The sequence below is a fragment of the Simplicispira sp. genome (assembly GCF_028687295.1).
GTDB classification, from domain to species: Bacteria; Pseudomonadota; Gammaproteobacteria; order Burkholderiales; family Burkholderiaceae_C; genus Simplicispira; species Simplicispira metamorpha.
In genome coordinates, this window is record NZ_JAQUAL010000009.1 from 1 (window position 1) to 20,397 (window position 20,397).

The following is a 20,397-nucleotide window of genomic DNA, read 5'->3' on the forward strand; positions in this document are numbered from 1 at the left end:
CCATCACGCTGGCGGGTGCTTGCTGCTCGAAGCGCTCTATCACTGCTTGCCAGACCATCTTGTTCCTGATTCCAGAGAAATCAGGAGACTACGATGGTTTCTTTCCAAACACCTTGAAAGGGGTGGCCCTGAGAGCGCCACAAAACGCAAATCGGGCCACAGCGCCACCACTGCTTCATGGATGGTGGGCATGCCCGTGCCCACCAGCAGCCCCACGCCCACGGCCAGCACGCGGCGGTTGTCCAGCATGCGCGAGGCAATCAACTGCAACCCGCTGAGGGTGGCAAAGGCCGAGAGGTACAGCAACAGCGCGCCCGTCACCGGCGCGGGCAGCAGCAGCCAGGCCCCGGTGATGTGCGGCAGCAGCGCGGCCAAAAACAAAAAGCCCGCCGTCCAGTAGCCCAGATAGCGGCTGGTGCAGCCCGAAGCGGCTGCCAGGCTCACCGCACCGCCGCTGGCCGCCAGGGGCAGGCCATTGACCAGGGCGGCAAACAGGTGGGCCACGCCTTCGGCACGCACACCGCGCGCCAGTGCCCGCAGATCGGGGCGCACCCAGTCGGCATTGGACGTGCGCTGGGCAATCGTCTGGGTGCCCATCGACGTCAGGGCCAGCGCAAAGCCCGTGACCACGTAGGGCACGATGGCCTTGGCATCAAAGGCCCAGCCAAACACCGGCAGTTGCGGCACCCAGAACCAGGGCATGTCTTGCCACTGGTGCAGCTCCTGTGCGGGCACCAGATCCAGCAGCACACTGGCCAACATGCCCGCCAGCAGCCCCAGCAGCGGCGCAAACAGGCGCAGCACGGTTTTGACCCAGACATTGCACGCCACCATGGTGGCAAAGGTGAGCAGGCCCACCAGCAAACTGGCGCCTGAAGCGGGTGTGCCATCCGTGCCGTGGCCAAAAATCTCCCGGAAACCCAGGTGCCCCAACCCCAGGCCGATGAGCATCACCGCCACGCCCGACACCTCGACGGTAAACACATTGCGCAGCCGCATGATCAGAAAGCTGAACGCCACCTGCGACAGGCCAATCACCCAGACCATGCCAAACACCGTGGCCAGCGTGGCCCCGGGCAGGCTGCTGACCAGGTACATGGCAGGCAGCACCGCGCCCGTGGCCTGCAACGGGTAGTAGTAGCGCGCGCCCAGGTGGCGCATGCCCCGCACCTGCAACAAGATCACGAACGCCGACACCAGCAGCGTGGACGAGACAATGTTCAGAAAATCGTGGTGCCCCAGCCCCTGGGCGCGCACATAAATTTCCGGTATCACCAGCAATGCGCCCAAAAAGGCCAGTTGCTGCAAAGCCAGCCCGGCGCCCAGGCGCGCGGGCAGCGGGTCGTCAACGCCAAAGGCGATGTTGTCGGGGCGGCGCATGGGCAGGCTCAGAGCACGGGCATGAGCTGCATGCCACCGGGCTCGGTGGCCCAGAGGTCGCCGGTGTCCAGATCAAACCACCAGCCGTGCAGCACCAGCGTGCCCGCCTCGACGCGCTCACGCACCCAGGGGTACGAGAGCAGGTTCTTCAGCGACCCGGCAATGGCGGCGCGCTCGACCAGGTGGGCGTTCTCGCGCAGGCGCTGCAACGACGCTTGCAGCGGCTGGCCGTGCTCGTCTTTTTCTGAGAGGTACAGGCGGCTGGCGTCCAGCGCCATAGACACCCAGCCGCCGATGAAGTCGCGGTCAGGCCACTGGCCGCCCGCTGCGCCCAGCATGGCCTTGATGCCGCCGCAGTGCGCGTGGCCCAGCACAATGATGTGGTCTACCTTCAGGTCGCGCACCGCGTACTCAATGGCGGCACCGGCGCCGTCGTAGTGGCGGGTGGTGTCGTAGGGCGGCACCAGATTGGCCACGTTGCGCACGACAAACAGCTGGCCCGGCTCGGCGTCCGACAGCAAGGTGGGATCGACCCGGGAGTCGCTGCAAGAAATCAACAAAGCGGGTGGCGACTGGCCCTGCTCGACCAGACCGCGCATCAGCGTGGAGTTTTCTTCGTAAAACCGGGTACGAAAGCGCCGGATGCCCTCCAGCAAGTGGCTGATGTCGCGGCATGGCGTTGCCTGGCCCTGCGCCTGATGGTTTTGCTCCAAGGTAGTCCCCGAAAAGTTGAGTGGTTGAACGCACAAGTCCTGCCCATGCAGGCCCTGCACGGGTGGCATTTTGCCTACGTTGGAAGGCAGCGCCGCGCCCGGGCCTGGCGCGCTCAGGCGGCCCACGCTGCGCCCAGCAGCAGCACGTTGCGCTCGCCCTGGCGCTGGTAATGCAGCGTGTGCAGGTAGTGGCGCATCAGGCGCAGGCCGTGGCCGCCGACACGCGCATCGTCCAGTGAAAGGGCCAGCTCGGGCGGCTCCTGGGCCGTGGGATCGAAAGCGGCGCCATCGTCCTCCATGCGCAGCGCCACGCCATAGGGCGTGCGGCCACACTCCAGGCGCAGGCCCAGCTGCGGCTGCCCTGGCTGCGCCTGGGCATAAGAGACGACGTTGGTGAGGGCCTCATCGGCGCACAGCGTCAGGGCAAACAGCGTGCGCGCTGGCCAGCCGTCGCGCTCGGCCAGGGCCTCCAGCCATGCCAGCGCCTGGGCCACGCCCTGCACCGAGGGCTCGGGCACCAGCACATCGGGCGGGGCAAGGTACACAGAGCCATCATTGGGGGCAGTGGCGTTCATGGTGTCCTCAATGTTCAAAATGCAGGCGCAGCGCAGCAGGCCCGGCACCACCGTCCGCCACCTCCACCCGGTCGGCCAGGTGGCGCAGCAACAGGCCCGAGACGTTCAGCAACGCAGCGTCCAGCGCGGCGTCATCGGCGTCCAGCAGCGAGGCGTGTGGCGCCGCCGTGCCGTGGGCGGCAGCAGAGGTCAGCGCCAGGGCGGGGCCGCTGTGCAGCAGCTCAATGTCGAGGTTGAACTCGTCAAAGCTGCCCCGGATGGCCACCAGCGAACGCCCGCCTGCGGCGGCGATGGCCTCGGCGCCCTCCAGTGCGGCCAGGGCCGCGCGCTGCACCACCGCACGGCGCGCCCCCCAGGCACCACCACGGCCTTCGACAAAGCCGGTGATATCGGCATGCAGGGTGCTGCTGGCCATGTCCAGGCGCTGCTCGGCGCGCTGCGCCGTGCCCAGGCGAAACAGCAGGTTGAGCGCAATCACCAGCAAACCCGCCACCAGAAAACCGCTGCCCAGCAAGAACCGCAAACCCTCGGGGGCGGCCTGCACCAAGGGCGGCATGAGCATGGTGGCCAGACCGGCACTGATGGACAGGCCCACCGCAAAAATGCCCCGGCTGTCCATGGCCCGCGAGGCGATCAGCTCCATGCCCGAAACAATCAGAAAGCCCGCCGCATACAGCTCCACCGCACCCAACACTGGCGCGGGGATGAGCGTCAGCCCCAACGTGGCCTGGGGCATGAACGCCACCAGCGCCAGCATCGCCGCTGTGGCCAGGCCAATCACGCGGGCCGTGGAATGCGTGGCGTGGGCCAGCGCGATATTGGCCGAACACACGCAAGAGGGAAAGCTGCCCAGCAGGCCGCAGGCCAGATCGCCCAGGCCATTGGCCTTAATGCCGCCACCCACGGCCTGCATGTTGGCGCGCTTCCAGTCGGCATCGTCCATTTTGTCCAGGATGATGACGCTGCCCAGCGTATCGAGCTGGCTGAGCACGGCGATGAGCGCAATCGCCACCACCATGGCTGGGTCGATGCGAAACACGGGCGCTGCCACGCTGGGCAGGGCCAGCACGGGGGCGCTGCGCAGGGCATCGAGGCCCTCCAGCTGCCCGGTCAGCGCCGCCACGGCCACGCCAATGGCAATGCCCGCCATCAGCCCCAGCAGCCGGGTACGCCGCCCGCCCCACACCGACAGCGCAATGATGCAGCCCAGCGTGGACGCCGCAATGGCGGCACTGACCGGGTTGATGCGCCACTGCGCATCCACGCCCAGCGAATGGCGCACCGCCGACTCCACCAACCCCAGCCCGCCCATGCAAATGACCGTGCCGACCACAGCGGGCGGAAACAAGGCGCGCATGCGCGTCACCAGCGGGCCCACGGCCAGGGCGGCTGCGCCATACACCAGCGTGGCCACCGCAATGCCCCCCGGGCCGTGCGCGGCCACCAGGGCGGCCACCAGCGTGATCATGAACGGATTGGGCATGTGTACCAGCAGCGCGCCGCTGCCCGTGCGCCCGCCCCAGGCCTGCAAGGCCGTACACAAGGCCATGCCCAGCAAAGTCATGGCCACCATGGACTGGGTGCCCTGCCGGTCCAGACCCGCAATCTGCGCCGTAGCCAGCACATAGGTGATGAAAGCCATGGCCGTGGCCGCGTGCTGCCCCGCCAGCACCAGCAGCGCAAACCGGGGCGGCCGGTCATCGGCGGCAAACAACAACTCCGGGGGGCGGCGGCGCACAGGCGACGGGGGCAGGCGTGGCAACAAAAGTGGCATCGGAAGAGCGGGCAAATGGGGGGTACAAGGCCACGGTATCATCGCGGCGGCTCTGAATTCTGCGACAAACCCCCGCCCCAGCACACTGAAATATTCCCATGACCATCGCCCTCGAATCCGCCGCCAACGCCCAGATTGTTGCACTGCAAGGCCAGATCAACAGCGCCAACGCTGCCACCACCGAAGCTGAAGTCCTGGCACTGATCGCCAGCGGACAAAAAAACCTGGTCATCGACTTTGCCGCCCTGGACTACATCTCCAGCGCCGGTCTGCGCATGGTGCTGGTGGTGGCCAAGCGGCTCAAGCAAGAGGGCGGCAAACTGGTGCTGTGCGCCATGCAATCGCACATCCGCGAGGTGTTTGACATCAGCGGCTTTCTGGCCATCCTCAACGTCACCGCCACGCGCGCCGAGGCGCTGGCGCAGTTCTGACACCGGCGCACGGCCTGCGCGCGGCGGGCACCCTGTCGGCACGCCCGGCAGGCGCTCCCACCAGCGCGCACCACTGCATCCACACCATCGCCCCGCCACCGACCCCATGGGCGAGTTCGATCTGATTGCACGCTACTTCACCCGCCCCGTGCGGCGCGCGGTGCTGGGCGTGGGTGACGACTGCGCCCTGCTGGCACCCGCGCCGGGCATGCAACTGGCGGTGTCCAGCGACATGCTGGTCGAAGGGCGGCACTTTTTTGCGGGCACCGATGCCTACCGCCTGGGCCACAAAGCCCTGGCCGTCAACCTGTCTGACCTGGCCGCCTGCGGTGCGCGGCCACTGGCATTCACGCTGGCGCTGGCCCTGCCCACCGTGGATGAGGCTTGGCTGCAAGGCTTCTCGGCGGGCCTGCTGGCGCTGGCCGACGCCCACGGCTGCGAGCTGATCGGCGGCGACACCACGCAAGGCCCGCTGAACATTTGCATCACCGTCTTTGGCGAAGTGCCTGCGGGCCAGGCCCTGCTGCGCAGCGGCGCACGCGCGGGCGACGACCTCTACGTCAGCGGCACGCTAGGCGATGCGCGCCTGGCGCTCGAAGCCCTGCTAGGCCACACCACGCTGGCGCCCGGCATGCTGGCCGCCGCCCGCCAGCGCCTGGAAGCGCCCACGCCCCGCGTGGCCCTGGGCCAGGCGCTGCGCGGCGTGGCCAGCAGCGCGCTGGACGTGAGCGACGGCCTGCTGGGCGACCTGGGCCACATCCTGCGCGCCTCGGGCGTGGGCGCCTGCATCGACACCACAGAAACTATCAAATTGATAGCTGCTAGCGCTTACTCAGAAAGCGCTGGAGGCCATTTTGATACTGAATTACTGCACCAGTGCACCCTGGCCGGGGGCGACGATTACGAGCTGGCTTTCACTGCCCCGGTGGCCCGGCGCGCGGCGGTGGCCGCTGCGGCGCAGGCCAGCGCCACGCCGGTCACGCGCATTGGCTGCATCGAGGCCACGCCGGGGCTGCGCCTGATCGGCGCCCAAGGCCAGCCCATGCCCCAGCGCTACGCCTCATTCGACCACTTCGCCTGACGCGGGCGGGCTGCGCACCGCCCCCTCTGGGACAGCGCCCGCACTCACTGCTCGGGCCAGCCCGGCGCGGCACGCACCGCCTGTTGCTGCGCCGTGTTGACGGCCAGCTGGAACACGTCGGGCCGCGCGTAGTGGCCCACCGGGTCAAAGTCCATCTGCGCACGGGGGATGTCGCCCAGGTCTATCTCGGCCAGCAGCAGGGCATCTTCGCCATACACCGGCCCGGCCAGCACCTGGCCCAGCGGCCCGATGATGCAGCTGCCGCCGCGCATCAGCACCGTGTCGGGGGCCTCGGGCAGGCGGTTGTGCAGGGCGTCCATGGGCAGCTGCGTGCGGCGCAGGTGCTGGCAGGCCGAGAGCACAAAACAGCGCCCCTCCATAGCGATGTGCTGCATGGTGCTGATCCAGCTGTCGCGGTCGTCTGCCGTGGGCGCGCAGTACAGCGCCACGCGCTGCTGGTACATGGCCATGCGCAGCGCGGGCATGTAGTTTTCCCAGCAGATCACGGCGCCCAGCTTGCCGTAGGGCGTGTCCACCGCTTGCAGCGTGGAGCCATCGCCCTGCCCCCACACCAGGCGCTCCAGCGCCGTGGGCATGAGCTTGCGGTGGTGGCCCAGCACGGTGCCCTCGGGCCCCAGGTACACGGCGGTGCAGTACAGCGTGCCGCCATCGCGCTCGATGATGCCCACGCACACATACAGCCGGTGCTGGCCAGCGGCCTGGGCGAGCTGGGCGATTTCCGGGCCATCGAGCGTGACGGCGGCGTCGTAGTATTTTTTGAAGTCCTGGCGCCCCTCGGGCGTGCGCGCACCGATGAAGATGTGAAAGTCCGCCCCCTTGGGGTAGCCGCCGATGAACGCCTCCGGAAACACCAGCACCTGGGCGCCGCGCCCGGCCGCCTCCTGCATCAGTGCCTGGGCCTTGGCCACGGTGGCGGGGGTGTCGAACATCACGGTGGCGGTCTGGGCCACGGCTGCAATCATCTTCATACGGTCTCCTGTTTTTGTGCAATGGGAGAGCGCAGTGTGCCGACAAACCGCGCGCAGTGCAGCCCCCCCAGGCACACCAGTACCCGCTACCCACCGGTGGCCGCCCGCGTGGCACTGCCCTGGCGCGCAGGCGCCAGCGCTACACTTTGCGCCCCGCTGGCGGCGCCACCGGCACGCGCCCTGCGGCCCGGGCCCCTGAGCGAGCACCCCGCTGCCATTTTTTCTGCGCCGCAGCCTTCCCATCCACCCGCTTTTGACCGACCCACGGAGCCCGCCATGAACGACCCCACATCGCCCACCCCTGACCACGCCGCCACCGCCCCGGCCCTGAGCAGCGACGACATCGACGCCCTGGAAACCCTCCTGGACGACCTGCGCACGCGCAGTGAAGAAATCCCGCAGTGGGAGTTCTGCGACGGCTTTCTGACCGCGCTGGTGTGCAGCCGCCGCGCCATCGGAGCAGCCGAATACCTGCCCATGCTGCTGGGCGATGGCGCCGCCATCGACGTGGCCGAAGGCGAGAGCCTGCCGCTGCTGGAGCCGTTTGCCGACGCCGCACAGCAAGCGCAGTTTCTGGCGCTGTGGCAGCGGCGCTGGAACGAGGTCGAGCAGGCGCTGGACACCGACGTCAAAACCCTGGACGACGAGCGCACCTTCGAGCCCGATGTGATGGACATGCGCGGCGCCGTCGCGGCCCTGCCCGAGGCCGAGCGCGCCGAACTGGCCGGCCAGGACATCCCCTCGTTTGCCCAGGTCTGGGCGCTGGGCTTCATGTTCGCTGTGGAGAACTGGCCCGAAGAATGGCAGCCCCCGCGCGACAAGGAAACCGCCCAGTGGCTGGATGAAGCCCTGGACAGCATCGTCGCCCTGACCGAAGACGACACCGGCACGCCCAGCGTCAGCATGTACGCCGAAGACGGCCCACCCAGCGTCAGCCAGGCGCGCGTGGAGCTGTTTGGCGAGGCCATCTGGGCCGTGTACGACCTGCGCCAGCTCTGGAAAAGCGTGGGCCCGCGCGTCGAAACCCTGCGCAAAGCCCCCGAGCCCGGCCGCAACGACCCCTGCACCTGCGGCAGCGGCAAAAAGTTCAAGAAGTGCTGCGGCGCCTGACGCAAAATCGCTATTGATTTGATAGCTGCTAGCGCACGCCAAACGGGCGCCAGAAGCCGATTTGGCTTGATTTTTTGATCCCCCCTTTTCTGCGCGCCTTCGGGCGCGTTGCTGTTGCATGAGCCCCTTGTTTCTGACCCGCCTGCGCGCCGAATGGGCACCCAGCATCCCGCGCGAGTTGCTCGCCGGGGCCGTGGCCACGTTTGCGCTGATCCCCGAAGTGATTGCGTTCTCGTTTGTCGCGGGCGTCGATCCGTCGGTGGGGCTGTTTGCCTCGTTCGTCATCAGCATCGTGATTGCGTTTGCGGGCGCGCGCCCGGCCATGGTGTCGGCGGCGGCGGGCTCGGTGGCGCTGGTGGCAGCGCCGCTGGTGCAGTCGCACGGGCTGCAATACCTGCTGGCGGCGGGGCTGCTGGCGGGCGCGGTGCAGGTGGTGTTTGGCCTGCTGCGGCTGGGGGTGCTGATGCGCTTTGTCTCCAGCTCGGTGCGCACTGGCTTTGTCAACGCGCTGGCCATCTTGATTTTTGCCGCGCAGTGGCCGCACCTGGCGGATGCCAATGCCGCCACCTGGGCCATGCTGGCGCTGGGCCTGGCGCTGATTTACGGCCTGCCGCGCCTGGGCGCCGTGCTGGGCTGGCGCGCGCTCACGGCCATTCCGTCGCCGCTGATTTGCGTGGTGGTGCTGACGGTGCTGGCATCGTGGCAGGGGCTGCCGCTGGCCACCGTGGCCGACCTGGGCCAGCTGCCCAGCGCCCTGCCCGCCTGGGGCCTGCCCGAGGTGCCCGCCACGCTGGAGACACTGCGCACCATCTTGCTGCCTGCGCTGGCCATTGCCATGGTCGGCCTGCTCGAATCGGTGCTGACCGCCGCCGTGGTCGATGAGCTGACCGACACGCCCAGCAACAAAAACCGCGAATGCACCGGCCTGGGCCTGGCCAACATCGCCGCCAGCTGCTTTGGCGGCATTGCGGGCTGCGGAATGATTGGCCAGGCCGTGGGCAACGTCAAATACGGCGGACGTGGGCGCCTGTCCACGCTGTTTGCGGGGGTGTTTTTGCTGGTGCTGATGGTGGCGCTCAAGCCCTGGGTGTCACAGGTGCCGGTGGTGGCGCTGGTCGCCATCATGGTGATGGTGTCGGCAGAAACCTTTGACTGGAAATCGCTGCGCACGCTGGTGCGCCACCCGCGCCTGTCCAGCGCCGTGATGCTGGCCACCGTGGTGGTGACGATAGGGACGCACAACCTGGCGGCGGGCGTGGCCGTGGGCGTGGTGCTCAGCGGGGTGTTTTTTGCGGTCAAGGTCTCGCGCATGCTGGAGGTGCAGTGCGAGGATATTGACGAGGCTGACGCGGGCGACGGTGTGGGCAGTGCGCTCCACAGCGGCGGCAGTGGCAGCACTGGCATGGGCGCAGAGACCGGCAGCGCAGCCACCCGTGGCCAGCGCATCTGGCGCGTGGCGGGACAGGTGTTTTTTGCCTCCGCCGATGCGTTCATCGAGGCGTTTGACGTGCTGGGCGCCGAGCACCGGCACGTCACCATCGACGTCTCGCGCGCGCACTTTTGGGACGTGACCGCCGTGGCCGCGCTGGACAAGGTGGTGCAGCGCCTGCGCCAGCACGGCTGCACCGTGCAGGTGCTGGGGCTGAGTGAGGCCAGCGCGGTGTTGATAGACCGGCTCCGCAGCGACTGATGCGGCGCCACGGGCCGCAGCAAAAACGATAGCTGCTCACGCACTCCCCGCAAGGGCTGGAGGCCGATTCAGCTGTTTTTTTCTCCCGACCCAACTTGGGGCTGGGGCTGGGGCTGGGGCTGGGGCTGGGGCTGGGGCTGGGGCTGGGGCTGGAGCGGTGCGGGCACAGCGCCTTGCCAGCGCCTCGCCCACTCCCCCCTCTGACTACGCCGACGCCGCCAGCCAGGCGGCCAGCTGCGCCAGCGCGTGGCGCAGGGTGGCGTCGCGCACGGCGGCGCGGTTGCCGCTCAGGTGCAGGGTATGGCAGTGCGTGCGCCCGGCCACGCACCAGGCAAAGCACACCGTGCCCACGGGTTTGCTGGCGCTGCCCCCGGTAGGCCCGGCCACCCCCGTCACGGCCAGGCTGACCTGGGCGTGGGAGCGGGCCAGCGCGCCCTCGGCCATGGCGCGGGCCACGGGCTCGCTGACGGCGCCATGCTGCGCAATCAGGTCGGCATCCACGCCCAGCAGCTCGGTTTTGGCGGCGTTGGAGTAGCTGACCACACCGCGCTCAAACCACTGGCTGGAGCCAGCCAGATCGGTGCAGGCGGCGGCAATCAAGCCGCCGGTGCAGCTCTCGGCGGTGGTCAGCATCCAGCCGCGCGCCAGCAGGGCGCCAGAAATAGACACCAAAATGGCCTCCAGCGCTTGTGCAGCGGGCGCATCCAGCTCATTTTTTGATAGTGCAACGGTACTCATACCCAGAACCTCCACAGTGCAATCACCAGCAGCGTGCAAAACGCCGCCACCAGGTCGTCAAACAAAATGCCCCAGCCACCGCGCCAGCCAAAGCCTTTGAACAAAGCATCGGCCCAGCCCACGGGGCCGGGTTTGACGGCATCAAAAAACCGGAACAGCGCAAACGCCCAGAACTGCCCCCAAAAGCCCATCGGCATGGCCAGCCACAGCACCAGCCAGAAGGCCACCACCTCGTCCCAGACGATGGCGCCGGGGTCGGCCACGCGCATGTGGCGGGCGGTGAGGGTGCAGGCCCACCAGCCGCCCAGCGTGGCAAACACGATGAGCAGGCCCAGGCGCAGCGGATCGAGCCAGTGTTGCAACAGCAAAAACGCCAGCCAGGCCCACAGCGTGCCCACGGTGCCGGGGGCGTTGCGCGACAGCCCTGCACCCAAGCCCAGCGCGATGAAGTGCGCCGGGTGGGCAAGCAAAAAGCGCACCGTGGGGCGCGGTGCAGGGGCCGCAGAAGCAGCGAAGGAAGTGGACTGGGGGTACATGACAGAAATTCTAGGCAGGCTGGACGGCTTTTGCCCCTGCGAGTGCCTGGTGGTGGCACGCTCGCTGTTCAGGCGATCTCACTGGGTGCGGGTTGCTCACTTCACCATCGGGCTGGCGCAAACCCGGTTACGCCCGCTGCGCTTGGCCTCATAAAGCGCCGTATCGGCAGCGGCCACGAGCGCGTCGGGGCCGCACTCGCCACTGGGATACAGAACGGCGACACCGATGCTCAGCGTTACCCGGTCGGCGGTGGGCGAATCGGCGTGTGCAATGCCCAGCGCGGCCACGGCAGCCAGCAGCGCCTGGGCCTTGTGCAGCCCGGCGGCCAGGTCGCATTCAGACAGCAGACAGGCAAACTCCTCGCCGCCGTAGCGCGCGACCAGGTCGTGCCCACGCTGCAAACCCGCCTTGAGGGTGGCGGCCACTTGCTGCAAACACGCATCGCCGGTCTGGTGGCCGTAGCGGTCGTTGTAGCGCTTGAAATGGTCGATATCCATCATCAACAGCGCCAGCGGGGCACCTTTGCGCTGGCAGCGGCGCCATTCGATCTCCAAAGCCTCATCAAAGCGGCGGCGGTTGGCAACGCCGGTCAGCCCGTCCACAAAAACCAGCGAACGCAGCAAATCGCCCTGCGCCTTGAGCGTGAGATGGGTTTTGACGCGGGCGCGCACCACGGCCGGATTGACCGGCTTGGTGATGAAATCCACACCACCCGACTCCAGCGCGCGGGTTTCATCCGCAGGCTCGGAGCAGGCCGTAACAAAGATCACCGGGATGTCGGCCAGCACCGGGTCGGCCTTGAGCTGGCGGCAGACTTCAATGCCGTCCATCTCGGGCATCACCACGTCCAGAAGAATCAGGTCGGGCGGCGGGTTGTTGCGGCAAAAGGCCAGCGCCTGCTCCCCGTCTGTGGCCATGAACACCTCGTGGTCAGCATGGAATATCTGGTAGAGCGCCTGGATGTTGATCGGCTGGTCGTCCACCACCAGCAGACGCGGGCGTTCGGGCAGCGTGGCCAAGTTGCGAAATGTGGGGAGCTGGTGGGGGGCTGGGGTCATGGCATTAGTGTCCGTTGCAAATGGGCCACTTGGTCGCGTGCAGCCGTGAAATCGAGTTGAAACAGCGCCGCTTCGATGCCATGCACACTGTCGGCCAGTGCGCTGCCTGCCTCGCGCTGGAGGGTGGCAAACACATCCAGCGCGCGCATGTTCTGCTGATCGAGCAAGGCGCCAAGCTCGTCCAATTGCTCGCGCAGCCGCTGCCTGTCCACTGGCGTGCCAGCGTCAGGGTCAGCACTGGGCGGATCGAGTGCATCGGCCACGGCCACCAAAACGGCCACAGCCGCAGCGCGTGCAGCATCCAGCGCGGCAAGCTCTGTGGCGATGCCCGCATCAGCGTCAGGGGGACACTCGCCACCGGGGCCCCCAAGCACCGGGGCTGTTTTGCAGGCGGTCTCGACCTGGGCGGCCTGCTGCGCCAGCGCCATGGCCCCCAGCGTAGCGGCCAGCCCTTTCAGGGTGTGCATTTCGCGCGCGGCAGCAACGCAGTCGCCTTGCTGTAGCGCTGCCGCAGCAGTGGCCAGAATGCTTGCACTCTCTGGCCCAAAGCCCCGCGCCAAACGGGCCAACAGGCTGCGGCTGCCAGCCATGCGCGCCAGCGCACCAGCGAGGTCGTAGCCCGCAGGCAAAGCAGGCAGTGCCGGTGGGGGTGCAGGCAAGGTGCTAGCGGCTGCGGTTGCCCGTGTCACCGCGCCCTCGCGGCAATGGCGCAGCAGCAGGTCGATGAGTTCGCGGGCATCAATCGGTTTGCCGATGTGGTCTGACATACCGGCGGCAAGGCAGGCTGCGCGGTCGGCGGGCAAGGCGTTGGCCGTCATGGCGATGATGGGCGTGGCGATGCCCATCTCTTGGCGCAGTACGCGCGTGGCGGCGTAGCCGTCCATGTGGGGCATCTGGATGTCCATCAGGATGGCGTCATAGGGCAGCAGGGCGCTGCGCACGCACTCGATGCCCCGCAGGCCGTCACCGGCCACCTCGATCTGGGCGCCAACATAGGTGAGCAGCTCGCGCGCCACCTGCTGGTTAAGCGGGTTGTCTTCCACGATGAGGATGCGCAGGCCCGCCAGCGCACCGTCGGCCTGCATGCGCGGTGCGGCGCTGCGCTCCAGCGTCACCGAAGCGCCCTGCGTGGCCTGGGCCACGGCGTCAAACAGCATCGAGGGCGTGACCGGCTTGACCAGAAAGCCGTCCAGCGGCTGCTCTGCCTCATCCAGCCGCTGCGCCAGCATCTCTCGGCCATGGGCCGTGATCATCAGAATGGCCGGCAAAGGCCCCGCCTGGCGCGCGCGCAGGTGCTGGATGGTTTCCCAGCCGTCCATGCCGGGCATGATCCAGTCCACGCACAGGATGTCGAACGGCGCGCCCGTGTCGGCAGCCACTTCCAGCAGCGCAATGGCCTGCGCGCCGCCGGATGCCGTTTGGGCCTGCCAGCCAAAGGACGCGACCATGGCAGACAGCACCTCGCGGGCGGTGGCGTTGTCGTCCACGATGAGCACGCGCAAGGCGTGCGGCGCTGCCCCCTCGGCGGTGGCGGTGCGTTCGACCGTGCGCGTTTGCGCATCGCAGCCCAGCTCCAGCGTGAAATAAAACCGGCTGCCCTGCCCCGGCGTGCTTTGCACCTGCAGCTCGCCACCCATCAGGCGCACCAGACGGCGGCTGATGGCCAGCCCCAGGCCGGTGCCGCCAAAGCGCCGCGTGGTAGAGGCTTCTGCCTGGGTAAAGCCCTCAAAAATGGCGTCCAAGCGGTCGGCGGCAATGCCAATGCCCGTATCACGCACGGAAAACTCCACGCGCACGCTGTCGGGCCCGGCTCGCAGGAGCTGCAGCGCCACCACCACCTCGCCACGCTCGGTAAATTTCAGCGCGTTGCCCGCCAGGTTCAACAGCACCTGCTGCAGGCGCATGCCGTCGCCGCGCAGGGCGCGCGGCACGGCAGGATCGAGCTGGAACAGCACTTCGACCTCCTTGCGCTGCAAGGCCGTGGACAGCACCACGGACAGGTTGCGCAACAGTTCGTCCAGGCGAAACGGCGCGTCGTCCAGCACCAGCTTGCCCGATTCGACCTTGGAGAAGTCCAGGATGTCATTCAGGATGCCCAGCAGCGAGCGCGCAGCGCCCTCGGCTTTGTGGACGTAGTCGTGCTGGCGCGTGTCCAGCCCCGTGAGCTCCAGCAGTTGCAGCAAACCGAGCACCGCGTTCATGGGCGTGCGGATTTCGTGGCTCATGTTGGCGACGAATTCGCTCTTGGCGCGGCTGGCTGCCTCGGCCTCGCGTGTGCGCTGGGCCAGTGCCGCCTGCGCGGCCTGGGACTGCGCGTCGGCGTGCCGGCGCCGCCGCTGGGTGGCGTAGAGGCCGGGCACAGTGATCGCCACCAGCAGCGCGTAAATACCGCCGAGCAGGGTCACCTCACTGCGCCAGCGGGCATACATCACGCCCAGGTCGCGGCTGACGCCGATGACGAGGGGCTTATCCATCTTCAGCGCGGGCGATTGCAAGGTGTGCTGCGCCAACAGGCGGCGCTCGCCGGTCAGCACGGTGGTGCCTGTCATGAGGCTGGCGGGGAGTCCAGCGTCGCGGTGGCGCGAAAACAGCGAGCCGGGCCGGGCCAGGTCGGTACCCAGCTTGCTTTCGTTCAGCGGACTGATCAGGAACAGCTTGCCATCGCCATGCACCAACGTGGCCCAGACATCCGGCGCATGGCGTACCGATTCGAGCATGTACCTGAGTTCGACCGGATCGAGCGTGGCGCTGATGGCGCCGGCAAATTCCCCGTTGGGGCCACGCACCATGCGCACCAGGTTCATGCCGAAAATGCCGAGGACGGTTCTGAAGGGCGGGCCCAGATAGAGCGTATCGGCGTTCGGATTGCGCAGAAGTGTCTGGAAGTAATCGCGCTCACGAAAATTTTGGCCAATCAACGTTTCGTGGTTGGCGGCGACTATATTGCCCTGGGCATCGAGGACGAGCAGCGTGCGTACCGTCGGCATGGCATCGGCAAAGGCCTTGAGGCGGCGGTTCGCCATACCAAGGCCGTCCTTTTCGGTGCGCCAGCGCGGCAGTTCGTCGCGAATACCGAGCAGCGTGCGGTTGATGGTGTCAAGCTGGCGCTCCAGCGCATCGTGAATCACCCGGGCATTCACAGCGAGGCGATCGCGTTCGCGCACCTCGATGTCTTTGTGCATCTCGGACAAAAAATGGCCCAAGATCAACGCCACCAGCAGCAAGGTGCCGCCCAGCAACCCCCATTCGGTGGTGTAACGAGACCAAGACAGGTGGCGATGGGTGATAGACATTTTTTTCAGTGTAGAGGGCGGTGTTTGGCGAAAAATCTGCATAACCCGCCCTTGCCAGGGCCATGCTGCCCCCGGTTTTATGCCGTGCAGTGGGCCTACACCAGCGCCGTGGCCACCTGCGCGCCGTAGGCCAGCAGGCGCTTGCGCACGGCCAGCACGGCTTTGTCTTTGCTCAGCAGCAGCGCGCGGTGGGCAGCGGCCAGATCGAGAAAGCGCTGGTCGTCGGCGTCGCGGCAGACCACGGGCACGCGCGCGGGCACGTCCACCCATTGGACTTGGGCGTCGTAGGCTTGCAGCACGGCGGCAGCATCCAGCCCATAAAAGGCCACGCGCGGGGCGATTTGCGGGTAGGCCAGCACACGCTCCAGCTCATCGCGCATGGGCGCCGTGGCCAGCCAGCGCACCTCACCGCCTTGCAGCAGCTGGCGCAGCACGGCGGTGGCGGGGTCGGCAAACACCAGCAGGTCGAGCACGATGTTGGTGTCCAGCACCACGGCGCACGGGCCAGTGGCGGGCGCAGCCAGCGGCCAGCGCAGCTCAACGCGCACGGGGCGCACCGGCGGGGGCGGCAGCGGGCGCAGCGGCGCCAGGCGCGCCCTCGGGGGCATTGCCCGGGCGCGGCGCGCGCACGGCGCCCTTGACCATGTCGAAGCGGAACAACCGGCACTCGATGGGGCCGTTCCACATCGGCACGCGGCGCGATTCTTTCAGGCGCATCTTGCCGGGCAGTTTCAGGTCGGGGGTGAGCATCCAGGCCTGCCAACCGGCGTAGTTTTTCTTCCAGTGCGCAGCCAGTTGGCTGAAGAATTCGCCGCCGTCTTCGGTGTGCGCGGCCTCGCGGCCCACGGCGCCGCCCTGGGCGCGCTGGGCGGCGCGCTCGCTGGCGTTCTGGCCGGCGCTGCCGGCGGCGGCAATGCGCTCGCCGTAGGGCGGGTTGAGCAGCATCACGCCGGGCTGCTCGCACGGGGGCATGCGCTGCAAGGCGTCGCCACCGCGCAGCTGCACGGCGTGCGCCACCCCGGCGCGCTCGGCGTTGCGCTGGGCAAAGTCCACCATGCGGTGCGATACATCACTGCCAAAAATGGCTACAGGGCTTGCCTGCTCTGCGCTGGCAGCTTCGTTTTTAATAGCATTCCAGACATGGGCCTGGAATGGCAGCAGCTTCTCAAAGGCAAAGCGGCGGCGCTGGCCGGGGGCAATGCGGCAGGCGATTTGCGCCGCCTCGATCACCACGGTGCCGCTGCCGCAGCAGGGGTCGTACAGCGGCAGGGGGGCCTCGCCGTGCGGGTCCCAGCCGCTGGCGGCAATCATGGCGGCGGCCAGGGTTTCTTTGAGCGGCGCATCGCCCTTGTCCTCGCGCCAGCCGCGCTTGAACAGCGCCTCGCCCGAGGTGTCGATGTAGACGGTGGCGTGCTCGGTGGTCAGGTGCAGGTGGATGCGCACGTCGGGCCACTGGGTATTCACATCGGGGCGCACGCCCGATTTGGCGCGGAAGCGGTCGGCCACAGCGTCTTTGACGCGCAGGGCAGCAAAATTCAGGCTGTTGAGCGGGCTGTGCTGGGCGGTGACTTCGATCTTGAAGCTCTGGCGCGTGGTGAACCAGATTTCCCAGGCCACGCCGCTGGCAATCTCGTAGAGGTCGTTTTCGCTGCGGTAGGGGGCGTGGGCCAGTTGCACCAGCACGCGCTGGGACAGGCGGCTGTGCAAGTTCAGCAGCAGCGCGTCGCGCCACGAGGCACGCAGCAGCACACCGCCGCGCCCGGTGAGCAGGTCGTGGCCCGTCAGGCCCGTGGTCTGGTGGACTTCGTCGGCCAGAAAGCCCTCGACGCCAGCGGCGCAGGGCAGGAAAAGTTGGAGTTGGTTCATACCGCGCCAAGGATAAACCGTCCGCCCCTGCGCCAGCGCGGCGCGCTCAGGCGGGCGTGTGCCCCAGCCGCGCCAGCAGCGCCGGTGGCAGCAAGCGCACGCGGCGCTCTTGCGGGTCGGTAAACACCAGCCCCTGCTTGCCCCGGGCCACGGCGCGGCCCTGGTGCGCGTCGGTGATGCGGAACACCAGATCAAAGCCGTATTTGTTGAAGTCCATGGGCGTCATGTCGATGCGCAGGGTCTCGCCGTACAGCGCTTCGGATTCGTACTGCACCACCACATCGCCCACCACCATGGCCAGTCCTTCGGCGTCGCGGTCGGTGTAGCCCATGGAGCGCAGAAAGCGCGTGCGTGCCTCGGCCACCAGGGTCAGCAACTGGGCGTTGTCCAGGTGGTGGCCATGGTTGATGTGGCCAATGTAGATGGGCACATCGGTAGAAAAGACAAACTCGGACGGCAGCTCAAAAACGACGCGGGCCATGTAGCAACTCCTGCACAAAAACAAAGCCGCGATGGTCGCACAACGGCAGCGCTGACGGCCCCAATCCCCCGGCACTGGGCATGGAACTTGCACGGCGAGAAACACCTATTGATTTCTGGCTTTCTGTCACAGATAACCCTGATCATTGTTTGCTCTTTTGTTTGCTCTTTTGTTTGCTCTTTTGTTTGCTCTTTTGCCACCTGCCTCCCCCGCACAAAGGCCACCATGTTTCACACCCTTAGAGCCCGCCTGATCGGGATTTGCGTTGCCATTACCGTGGCCGCACTGTTTGCGCTGGCCAGCGCCACTTTTGTGGTTGTGCGCAACAACACGCTCCAGGGCATTGATGAGCGCATAGGCCAACTGACGCGCAACCATGCCAACGAGCTGACCGAGTGGGTCAAAGACAAGCAGCGCATCACCAGCTCCATCCAACTGGCAGTGGGGCAGGCCGAGCCCGTGCCGTTTTTGCTGGCGGCCAAGCAGGCCGGGGCTTTTGATGACGCCTACTTTGTTTATGCCGATGACCGCGCCATCTTCCCGCACGCCATGCCACCGGGCTACAGCGGCGTGAACCGGCCGTGGTACCAGTTCGCCATCAAAGTCGGCGTGCCCGCCCTGACCGCGCCTTATGTCGATGCCACCACGGGCAAACTGACCATCAGTTTTGTAGAAGCAGTCGGCCCCCGGGGCCAGCACACCGCCGTGGTGGGCACCGATATGCACCTGGACACCATCGCCCAGAAGGTCAATGCCATCTGGCCCCTGTCGCAAAGCTTTGCTTTCCTGGTGGACGGGGACGGCAACATCCTGGCCCACGCCAAAGCAGACAACGCCCTCAAGCCCGTCTCGGTCATCTCGCCGCAGCTCAACCAGGCGCTGCTGCGCCAGTTGGCCGACAGCGCCAGCCACACCACGGTGGCCGTCGATGGCATCGACCAACTGCTGTACGCCGCCAAAGTAGAAGGCACGCCCTGGCTGCTGGCCGTGGCCATTGACCGCGCGCAGGCCACGGCCAGCGTGCGCAACCTGCTGCAAGTGGCGGCCACCATCACGGCGCTGTGCGTGCTGGGGGCCGTGGCTCTGGTGTCGGTGGCCGTCAGCCGCCAGCTCCGGCGCCTGGCCGTGGTGCGCGATGCGCTGGCCGACATCGCCTCGGGCGAGGGCGACCTGACGCGCCGCCTCGACACCCACGGCAACGATGAGCTGACGCACATCGCCCAGGCGTTCAACGACTTCGTGGGCAAAATTGCCGGGGTGCTGGTGCGCATCCGCGAGTCCTCCGAATCGGTACGCCAGGCCACCCAGGAGATTGCCAGCGGCAACCAGGACTTGTCCTCGCGCACCGAGCAGCAGGCCAGCTCCCTGGAAGAAACCGCCGCAGCCATGGAGCAACTGACCAGCACCGTGCAGCAAAATGCCGAGAGCGCCCGCCAGGCCAACGCGCTGGCGCACACCGCCTCGCAGGTGGCCACGCAAGGCGGCAGCGTGGTGCAGGAGGTGGTGCAGACCATGGGCGCCATCCACGCCTCATCGCAGCGCATGGCAGACATCATCAGCGTCATCGACGGCATTGCCTTCCAGACCAACATCCTGGCCCTCAACGCCGCCGTCGAGGCCGCGCGCGCTGGCGAGCAAGGGCGCGGCTTTGCCGTGGTGGCCGCCGAGGTGCGCAACCTGGCCCAGCGCAGCGCCCAGGCGGCCAAAGAAATCAAGGGCCTGATCGACGACTCCACCGGGCAGGTCGATAACGGCAGCAAGCTGGTGCAGGCAGCGGGCGCCACCATGCAAGAGGTGGTGACGCGGGTGCGCCAGGTCACCGAGATCGTCGGAGAAATCAGCGCCGCCAGCAAAGAGCAAAGCGTGGGCATTGCCGAAGTGGGCAACGCCGTGAACCTGATGGACCAGGCCACGCAGCAAAACGCCGCACTGGTCGAAGAAGCCACCGCAGCGGCCCACGCCCTGCAACAGCAGGCCACGCAATTGGCCACTCTGGTGGCAGAGTTCAAGCTGGACCACCACGATGCCCCCACGCCCGTAGCACACGCAGGGCACCCGCGTGCGCTGGCACGACCCCGGTAAGCTGGGGCCCCTACCAGCACTGCTGCGGTTTGACCCCCGCCATCCCTGCATGACCATCCACACCATTCTCAAAATGGGCGACGCGCGCCTGCTGCGCACCGCCCAGCCTGTCACCGCCTTTGACACCCCCGCCCTGCACCAGCTGGTGGCCGACCTGCACGACACCATGCGCGCCGCCCAGGGCGCCGGGCTGGCCGCGCCGCAAATCGGCATGGATTGGCAGGTGGTGATTTTTGGCTCGGACACGCCCAACCCGCGCTACCCCGACCGCCCGCTGGTGCCGCCCACGGTGCTCATCAACCCGACCATCACGCCACTGGGCGACGCGCAGGAGGAGGACTGGGAGGGCTGCCTGTCGGTGCCCGGCCTGCGCGGCAAAGTGCCCCGCCATAGCCGCATCCGCTACACCGGGTTTGACGCCCTGGGCCAGCCCATCGATCGCGTGGCCGAGGGCTTCCACGCCCGCGTGGTGCAGCACGAGTGCGATCACCTGTGGGGCGTGCTCTACCCCGCGCGCATGACCGACCTGCGCCAGCTGGGCTTTACGGAGGTGCTGTTTCCCGAGATCAGCGCGGCCGAGGACGATTGAGCGCCGCGCG

Annotated in this window: 18 protein-coding genes; 6 read left to right on the forward strand and 12 right to left on the reverse strand. The window is 67.5% G+C overall.

Annotation, left to right across the window (positions count from 1 at the left end):
- Positions 1 to 39: 39 nt before the first annotated feature.
- The 4 genes from PHX69_RS02105 to PHX69_RS02120 all read right to left on the reverse strand — a co-directional run bounded on the left by PHX69_RS02105 (position 40) and on the right by PHX69_RS02120 (position 4,442).
- The gene (locus PHX69_RS02105) at positions 40 to 1,380 is read right to left on the reverse strand and encodes a solute carrier family 23 protein (RefSeq protein WP_288042154.1); all 1,341 of its coding nucleotides are present in this window, start codon (positions 1,378 to 1,380) and stop codon (positions 40 to 42) included.
- Between the two features lie 8 nt (positions 1,381 to 1,388).
- Positions 1,389 to 2,093 carry a carbonic anhydrase gene (locus tag PHX69_RS02110; protein WP_206613230.1) on the reverse strand — a complete coding sequence of 235 codons (705 nt, stop codon included), beginning with the start codon at positions 2,091 to 2,093 and terminating at the stop codon, positions 1,389 to 1,391.
- Between the two features lie 113 nt (positions 2,094 to 2,206).
- Positions 2,207 to 2,668, reverse strand: a complete 462-nt coding sequence (locus PHX69_RS02115; protein ID WP_288042157.1) for an ATP-binding protein — start codon at positions 2,666 to 2,668, stop codon at positions 2,207 to 2,209.
- Positions 2,669 to 2,675: 7 nt separating this feature from the next.
- Positions 2,676 to 4,442 carry a uracil-xanthine permease family protein gene (locus tag PHX69_RS02120; protein ID WP_288042158.1) on the reverse strand — a complete coding sequence of 589 codons (1,767 nt, stop codon included), beginning with the start codon at positions 4,440 to 4,442 and terminating at the stop codon, positions 2,676 to 2,678.
- A 98-nt stretch (positions 4,443 to 4,540) separates the two neighbouring features.
- Here PHX69_RS02120 and PHX69_RS02125 point away from each other — a divergent pair, with 98 nt between their 5' ends.
- Positions 4,541 to 4,873: an STAS domain-containing protein gene (locus PHX69_RS02125; RefSeq protein ID WP_288042159.1), complete on the forward strand. Its 333-nt coding sequence runs from the start codon at positions 4,541 to 4,543 to the stop codon at positions 4,871 to 4,873.
- 106 nt (positions 4,874 to 4,979) lie between these two features.
- Positions 4,980 to 5,954: a thiamine-phosphate kinase gene (gene thiL, locus PHX69_RS02130; RefSeq protein ID WP_288042161.1), complete on the forward strand. Its 975-nt coding sequence runs from the start codon at positions 4,980 to 4,982 to the stop codon at positions 5,952 to 5,954.
- Positions 5,955 to 5,998: 44 nt separating this feature from the next.
- Here thiL and PHX69_RS02135 read toward each other — a convergent pair whose 3' ends face one another.
- Positions 5,999 to 6,943 (reverse strand): carbon-nitrogen hydrolase family protein, encoded by a 945-nt coding sequence (locus tag PHX69_RS02135; RefSeq protein WP_288042163.1) that lies wholly within the window; start codon positions 6,941 to 6,943, stop codon positions 5,999 to 6,001.
- 276 nt (positions 6,944 to 7,219) lie between these two features.
- Between PHX69_RS02135 and PHX69_RS02140 the strand changes: the two genes are divergently transcribed.
- Both PHX69_RS02140 and PHX69_RS02145 read left to right on the forward strand, forming a co-directional pair.
- Positions 7,220 to 8,053: a UPF0149 family protein gene (locus tag PHX69_RS02140; protein WP_288042165.1), complete on the forward strand. Its 834-nt coding sequence runs from the start codon at positions 7,220 to 7,222 to the stop codon at positions 8,051 to 8,053.
- A gap of 118 nt (positions 8,054 to 8,171) precedes the next feature.
- Complete coding sequence (locus PHX69_RS02145; RefSeq protein ID WP_288042167.1) at positions 8,172 to 9,743, forward strand: SulP family inorganic anion transporter; 1,572 nt, start codon at positions 8,172 to 8,174, stop codon at positions 9,741 to 9,743.
- A gap of 204 nt (positions 9,744 to 9,947) precedes the next feature.
- Here PHX69_RS02145 and PHX69_RS02150 read toward each other — a convergent pair whose 3' ends face one another.
- From PHX69_RS02150 to PHX69_RS02180, 7 genes are all read right to left on the reverse strand, one after another.
- Positions 9,948 to 10,481, reverse strand: coding sequence for a CinA family protein (locus PHX69_RS02150; RefSeq protein WP_288042168.1), 534 nt, complete (start codon positions 10,479 to 10,481; stop codon positions 9,948 to 9,950).
- Complete coding sequence (locus PHX69_RS02155; protein ID WP_288042169.1) at positions 10,478 to 11,017, reverse strand: phosphatidylglycerophosphatase A family protein; 540 nt, start codon at positions 11,015 to 11,017, stop codon at positions 10,478 to 10,480. Before PHX69_RS02155 ends, PHX69_RS02150 begins: the two co-directional genes overlap by 4 nt.
- A 96-nt stretch (positions 11,018 to 11,113) precedes the next feature.
- The gene (locus PHX69_RS02160) at positions 11,114 to 12,076 is read right to left on the reverse strand and encodes a diguanylate cyclase domain-containing protein (RefSeq protein ID WP_288042170.1); all 963 of its coding nucleotides are present in this window, start codon (positions 12,074 to 12,076) and stop codon (positions 11,114 to 11,116) included.
- The gene (locus tag PHX69_RS02165) at positions 12,073 to 15,369 is read right to left on the reverse strand and encodes a response regulator (protein ID WP_288042172.1); all 3,297 of its coding nucleotides are present in this window, start codon (positions 15,367 to 15,369) and stop codon (positions 12,073 to 12,075) included. The genes PHX69_RS02160 and PHX69_RS02165 overlap by 4 nt, the downstream gene beginning before the upstream one ends.
- 95 nt (positions 15,370 to 15,464) lie before the next feature.
- Complete coding sequence (locus PHX69_RS02170; RefSeq protein ID WP_288042173.1) at positions 15,465 to 15,917, reverse strand: putative toxin-antitoxin system toxin component, PIN family; 453 nt, start codon at positions 15,915 to 15,917, stop codon at positions 15,465 to 15,467.
- Positions 15,907 to 17,235, reverse strand: coding sequence for a THUMP domain-containing class I SAM-dependent RNA methyltransferase (locus PHX69_RS02175; protein ID WP_288042174.1), 1,329 nt, complete (start codon positions 17,233 to 17,235; stop codon positions 15,907 to 15,909). The genes PHX69_RS02170 and PHX69_RS02175 overlap by 11 nt, the downstream gene beginning before the upstream one ends.
- Before the next feature lie 46 nt (positions 17,236 to 17,281).
- Positions 17,282 to 17,716, reverse strand: a complete 435-nt coding sequence (locus tag PHX69_RS02180) for an acyl-CoA thioesterase (RefSeq protein WP_119012424.1) — start codon at positions 17,714 to 17,716, stop codon at positions 17,282 to 17,284.
- A gap of 225 nt (positions 17,717 to 17,941) precedes the next feature.
- On the opposite strand from PHX69_RS02180, the gene PHX69_RS02185 reads away from it, so the two are divergent.
- Both PHX69_RS02185 and def read left to right on the forward strand, forming a co-directional pair.
- The gene (locus tag PHX69_RS02185) at positions 17,942 to 19,798 is read left to right on the forward strand and encodes a methyl-accepting chemotaxis protein (RefSeq protein ID WP_288042176.1); all 1,857 of its coding nucleotides are present in this window, start codon (positions 17,942 to 17,944) and stop codon (positions 19,796 to 19,798) included.
- A 49-nt stretch (positions 19,799 to 19,847) separates the two neighbouring features.
- Positions 19,848 to 20,387, forward strand: coding sequence for a peptide deformylase (gene def, locus PHX69_RS02190; protein ID WP_288042178.1), 540 nt, complete (start codon positions 19,848 to 19,850; stop codon positions 20,385 to 20,387).
- Positions 20,388 to 20,397: the final 10 nt, after the last annotated feature.

Bases quoted from the DNA above. Each gene is read 5' to 3' on its own strand.
- PHX69_RS02105 (WP_288042154.1), bottom strand. From the start codon at position 1,380: ATGCGCCGCCCCGACAACATCGCCTTTGGCGTTGACGACCCGCTGCCC.
- PHX69_RS02115 (WP_288042157.1), bottom strand. From the start codon at position 2,668: ATGAACGCCACTGCCCCCAATGATGGCTCTGTGTACCTTGCCCCGCCC.
- PHX69_RS02120 (WP_288042158.1), bottom strand. From the start codon at position 4,442: ATGCCACTTTTGTTGCCACGCCTGCCCCCGTCGCCTGTGCGCCGCCGC.
- PHX69_RS02125 (WP_288042159.1), top strand. From the start codon at position 4,541: ATGACCATCGCCCTCGAATCCGCCGCCAACGCCCAGATTGTTGCACTG.
- thiL (WP_288042161.1), top strand. From the start codon at position 4,980: ATGGGCGAGTTCGATCTGATTGCACGCTACTTCACCCGCCCCGTGCGG.
- PHX69_RS02135 (WP_288042163.1), bottom strand. From the start codon at position 6,943: ATGAAGATGATTGCAGCCGTGGCCCAGACCGCCACCGTGATGTTCGAC.
- PHX69_RS02140 (WP_288042165.1), top strand. From the start codon at position 7,220: ATGAACGACCCCACATCGCCCACCCCTGACCACGCCGCCACCGCCCCG.
- PHX69_RS02145 (WP_288042167.1), top strand. From the start codon at position 8,172: ATGAGCCCCTTGTTTCTGACCCGCCTGCGCGCCGAATGGGCACCCAGC.
- PHX69_RS02150 (WP_288042168.1), bottom strand. From the start codon at position 10,481: ATGAGTACCGTTGCACTATCAAAAAATGAGCTGGATGCGCCCGCTGCA.
- PHX69_RS02155 (WP_288042169.1), bottom strand. From the start codon at position 11,017: ATGTACCCCCAGTCCACTTCCTTCGCTGCTTCTGCGGCCCCTGCACCG.
- PHX69_RS02160 (WP_288042170.1), bottom strand. From the start codon at position 12,076: ATGACCCCAGCCCCCCACCAGCTCCCCACATTTCGCAACTTGGCCACG.
- PHX69_RS02165 (WP_288042172.1), bottom strand. From the start codon at position 15,369: ATGTCTATCACCCATCGCCACCTGTCTTGGTCTCGTTACACCACCGAA.
- PHX69_RS02175 (WP_288042174.1), bottom strand. From the start codon at position 17,235: ATGAACCAACTCCAACTTTTCCTGCCCTGCGCCGCTGGCGTCGAGGGC.
- PHX69_RS02180 (WP_119012424.1), bottom strand. From the start codon at position 17,716: ATGGCCCGCGTCGTTTTTGAGCTGCCGTCCGAGTTTGTCTTTTCTACC.
- PHX69_RS02185 (WP_288042176.1), top strand. From the start codon at position 17,942: ATGTTTCACACCCTTAGAGCCCGCCTGATCGGGATTTGCGTTGCCATT.
- def (WP_288042178.1), top strand. From the start codon at position 19,848: ATGACCATCCACACCATTCTCAAAATGGGCGACGCGCGCCTGCTGCGC.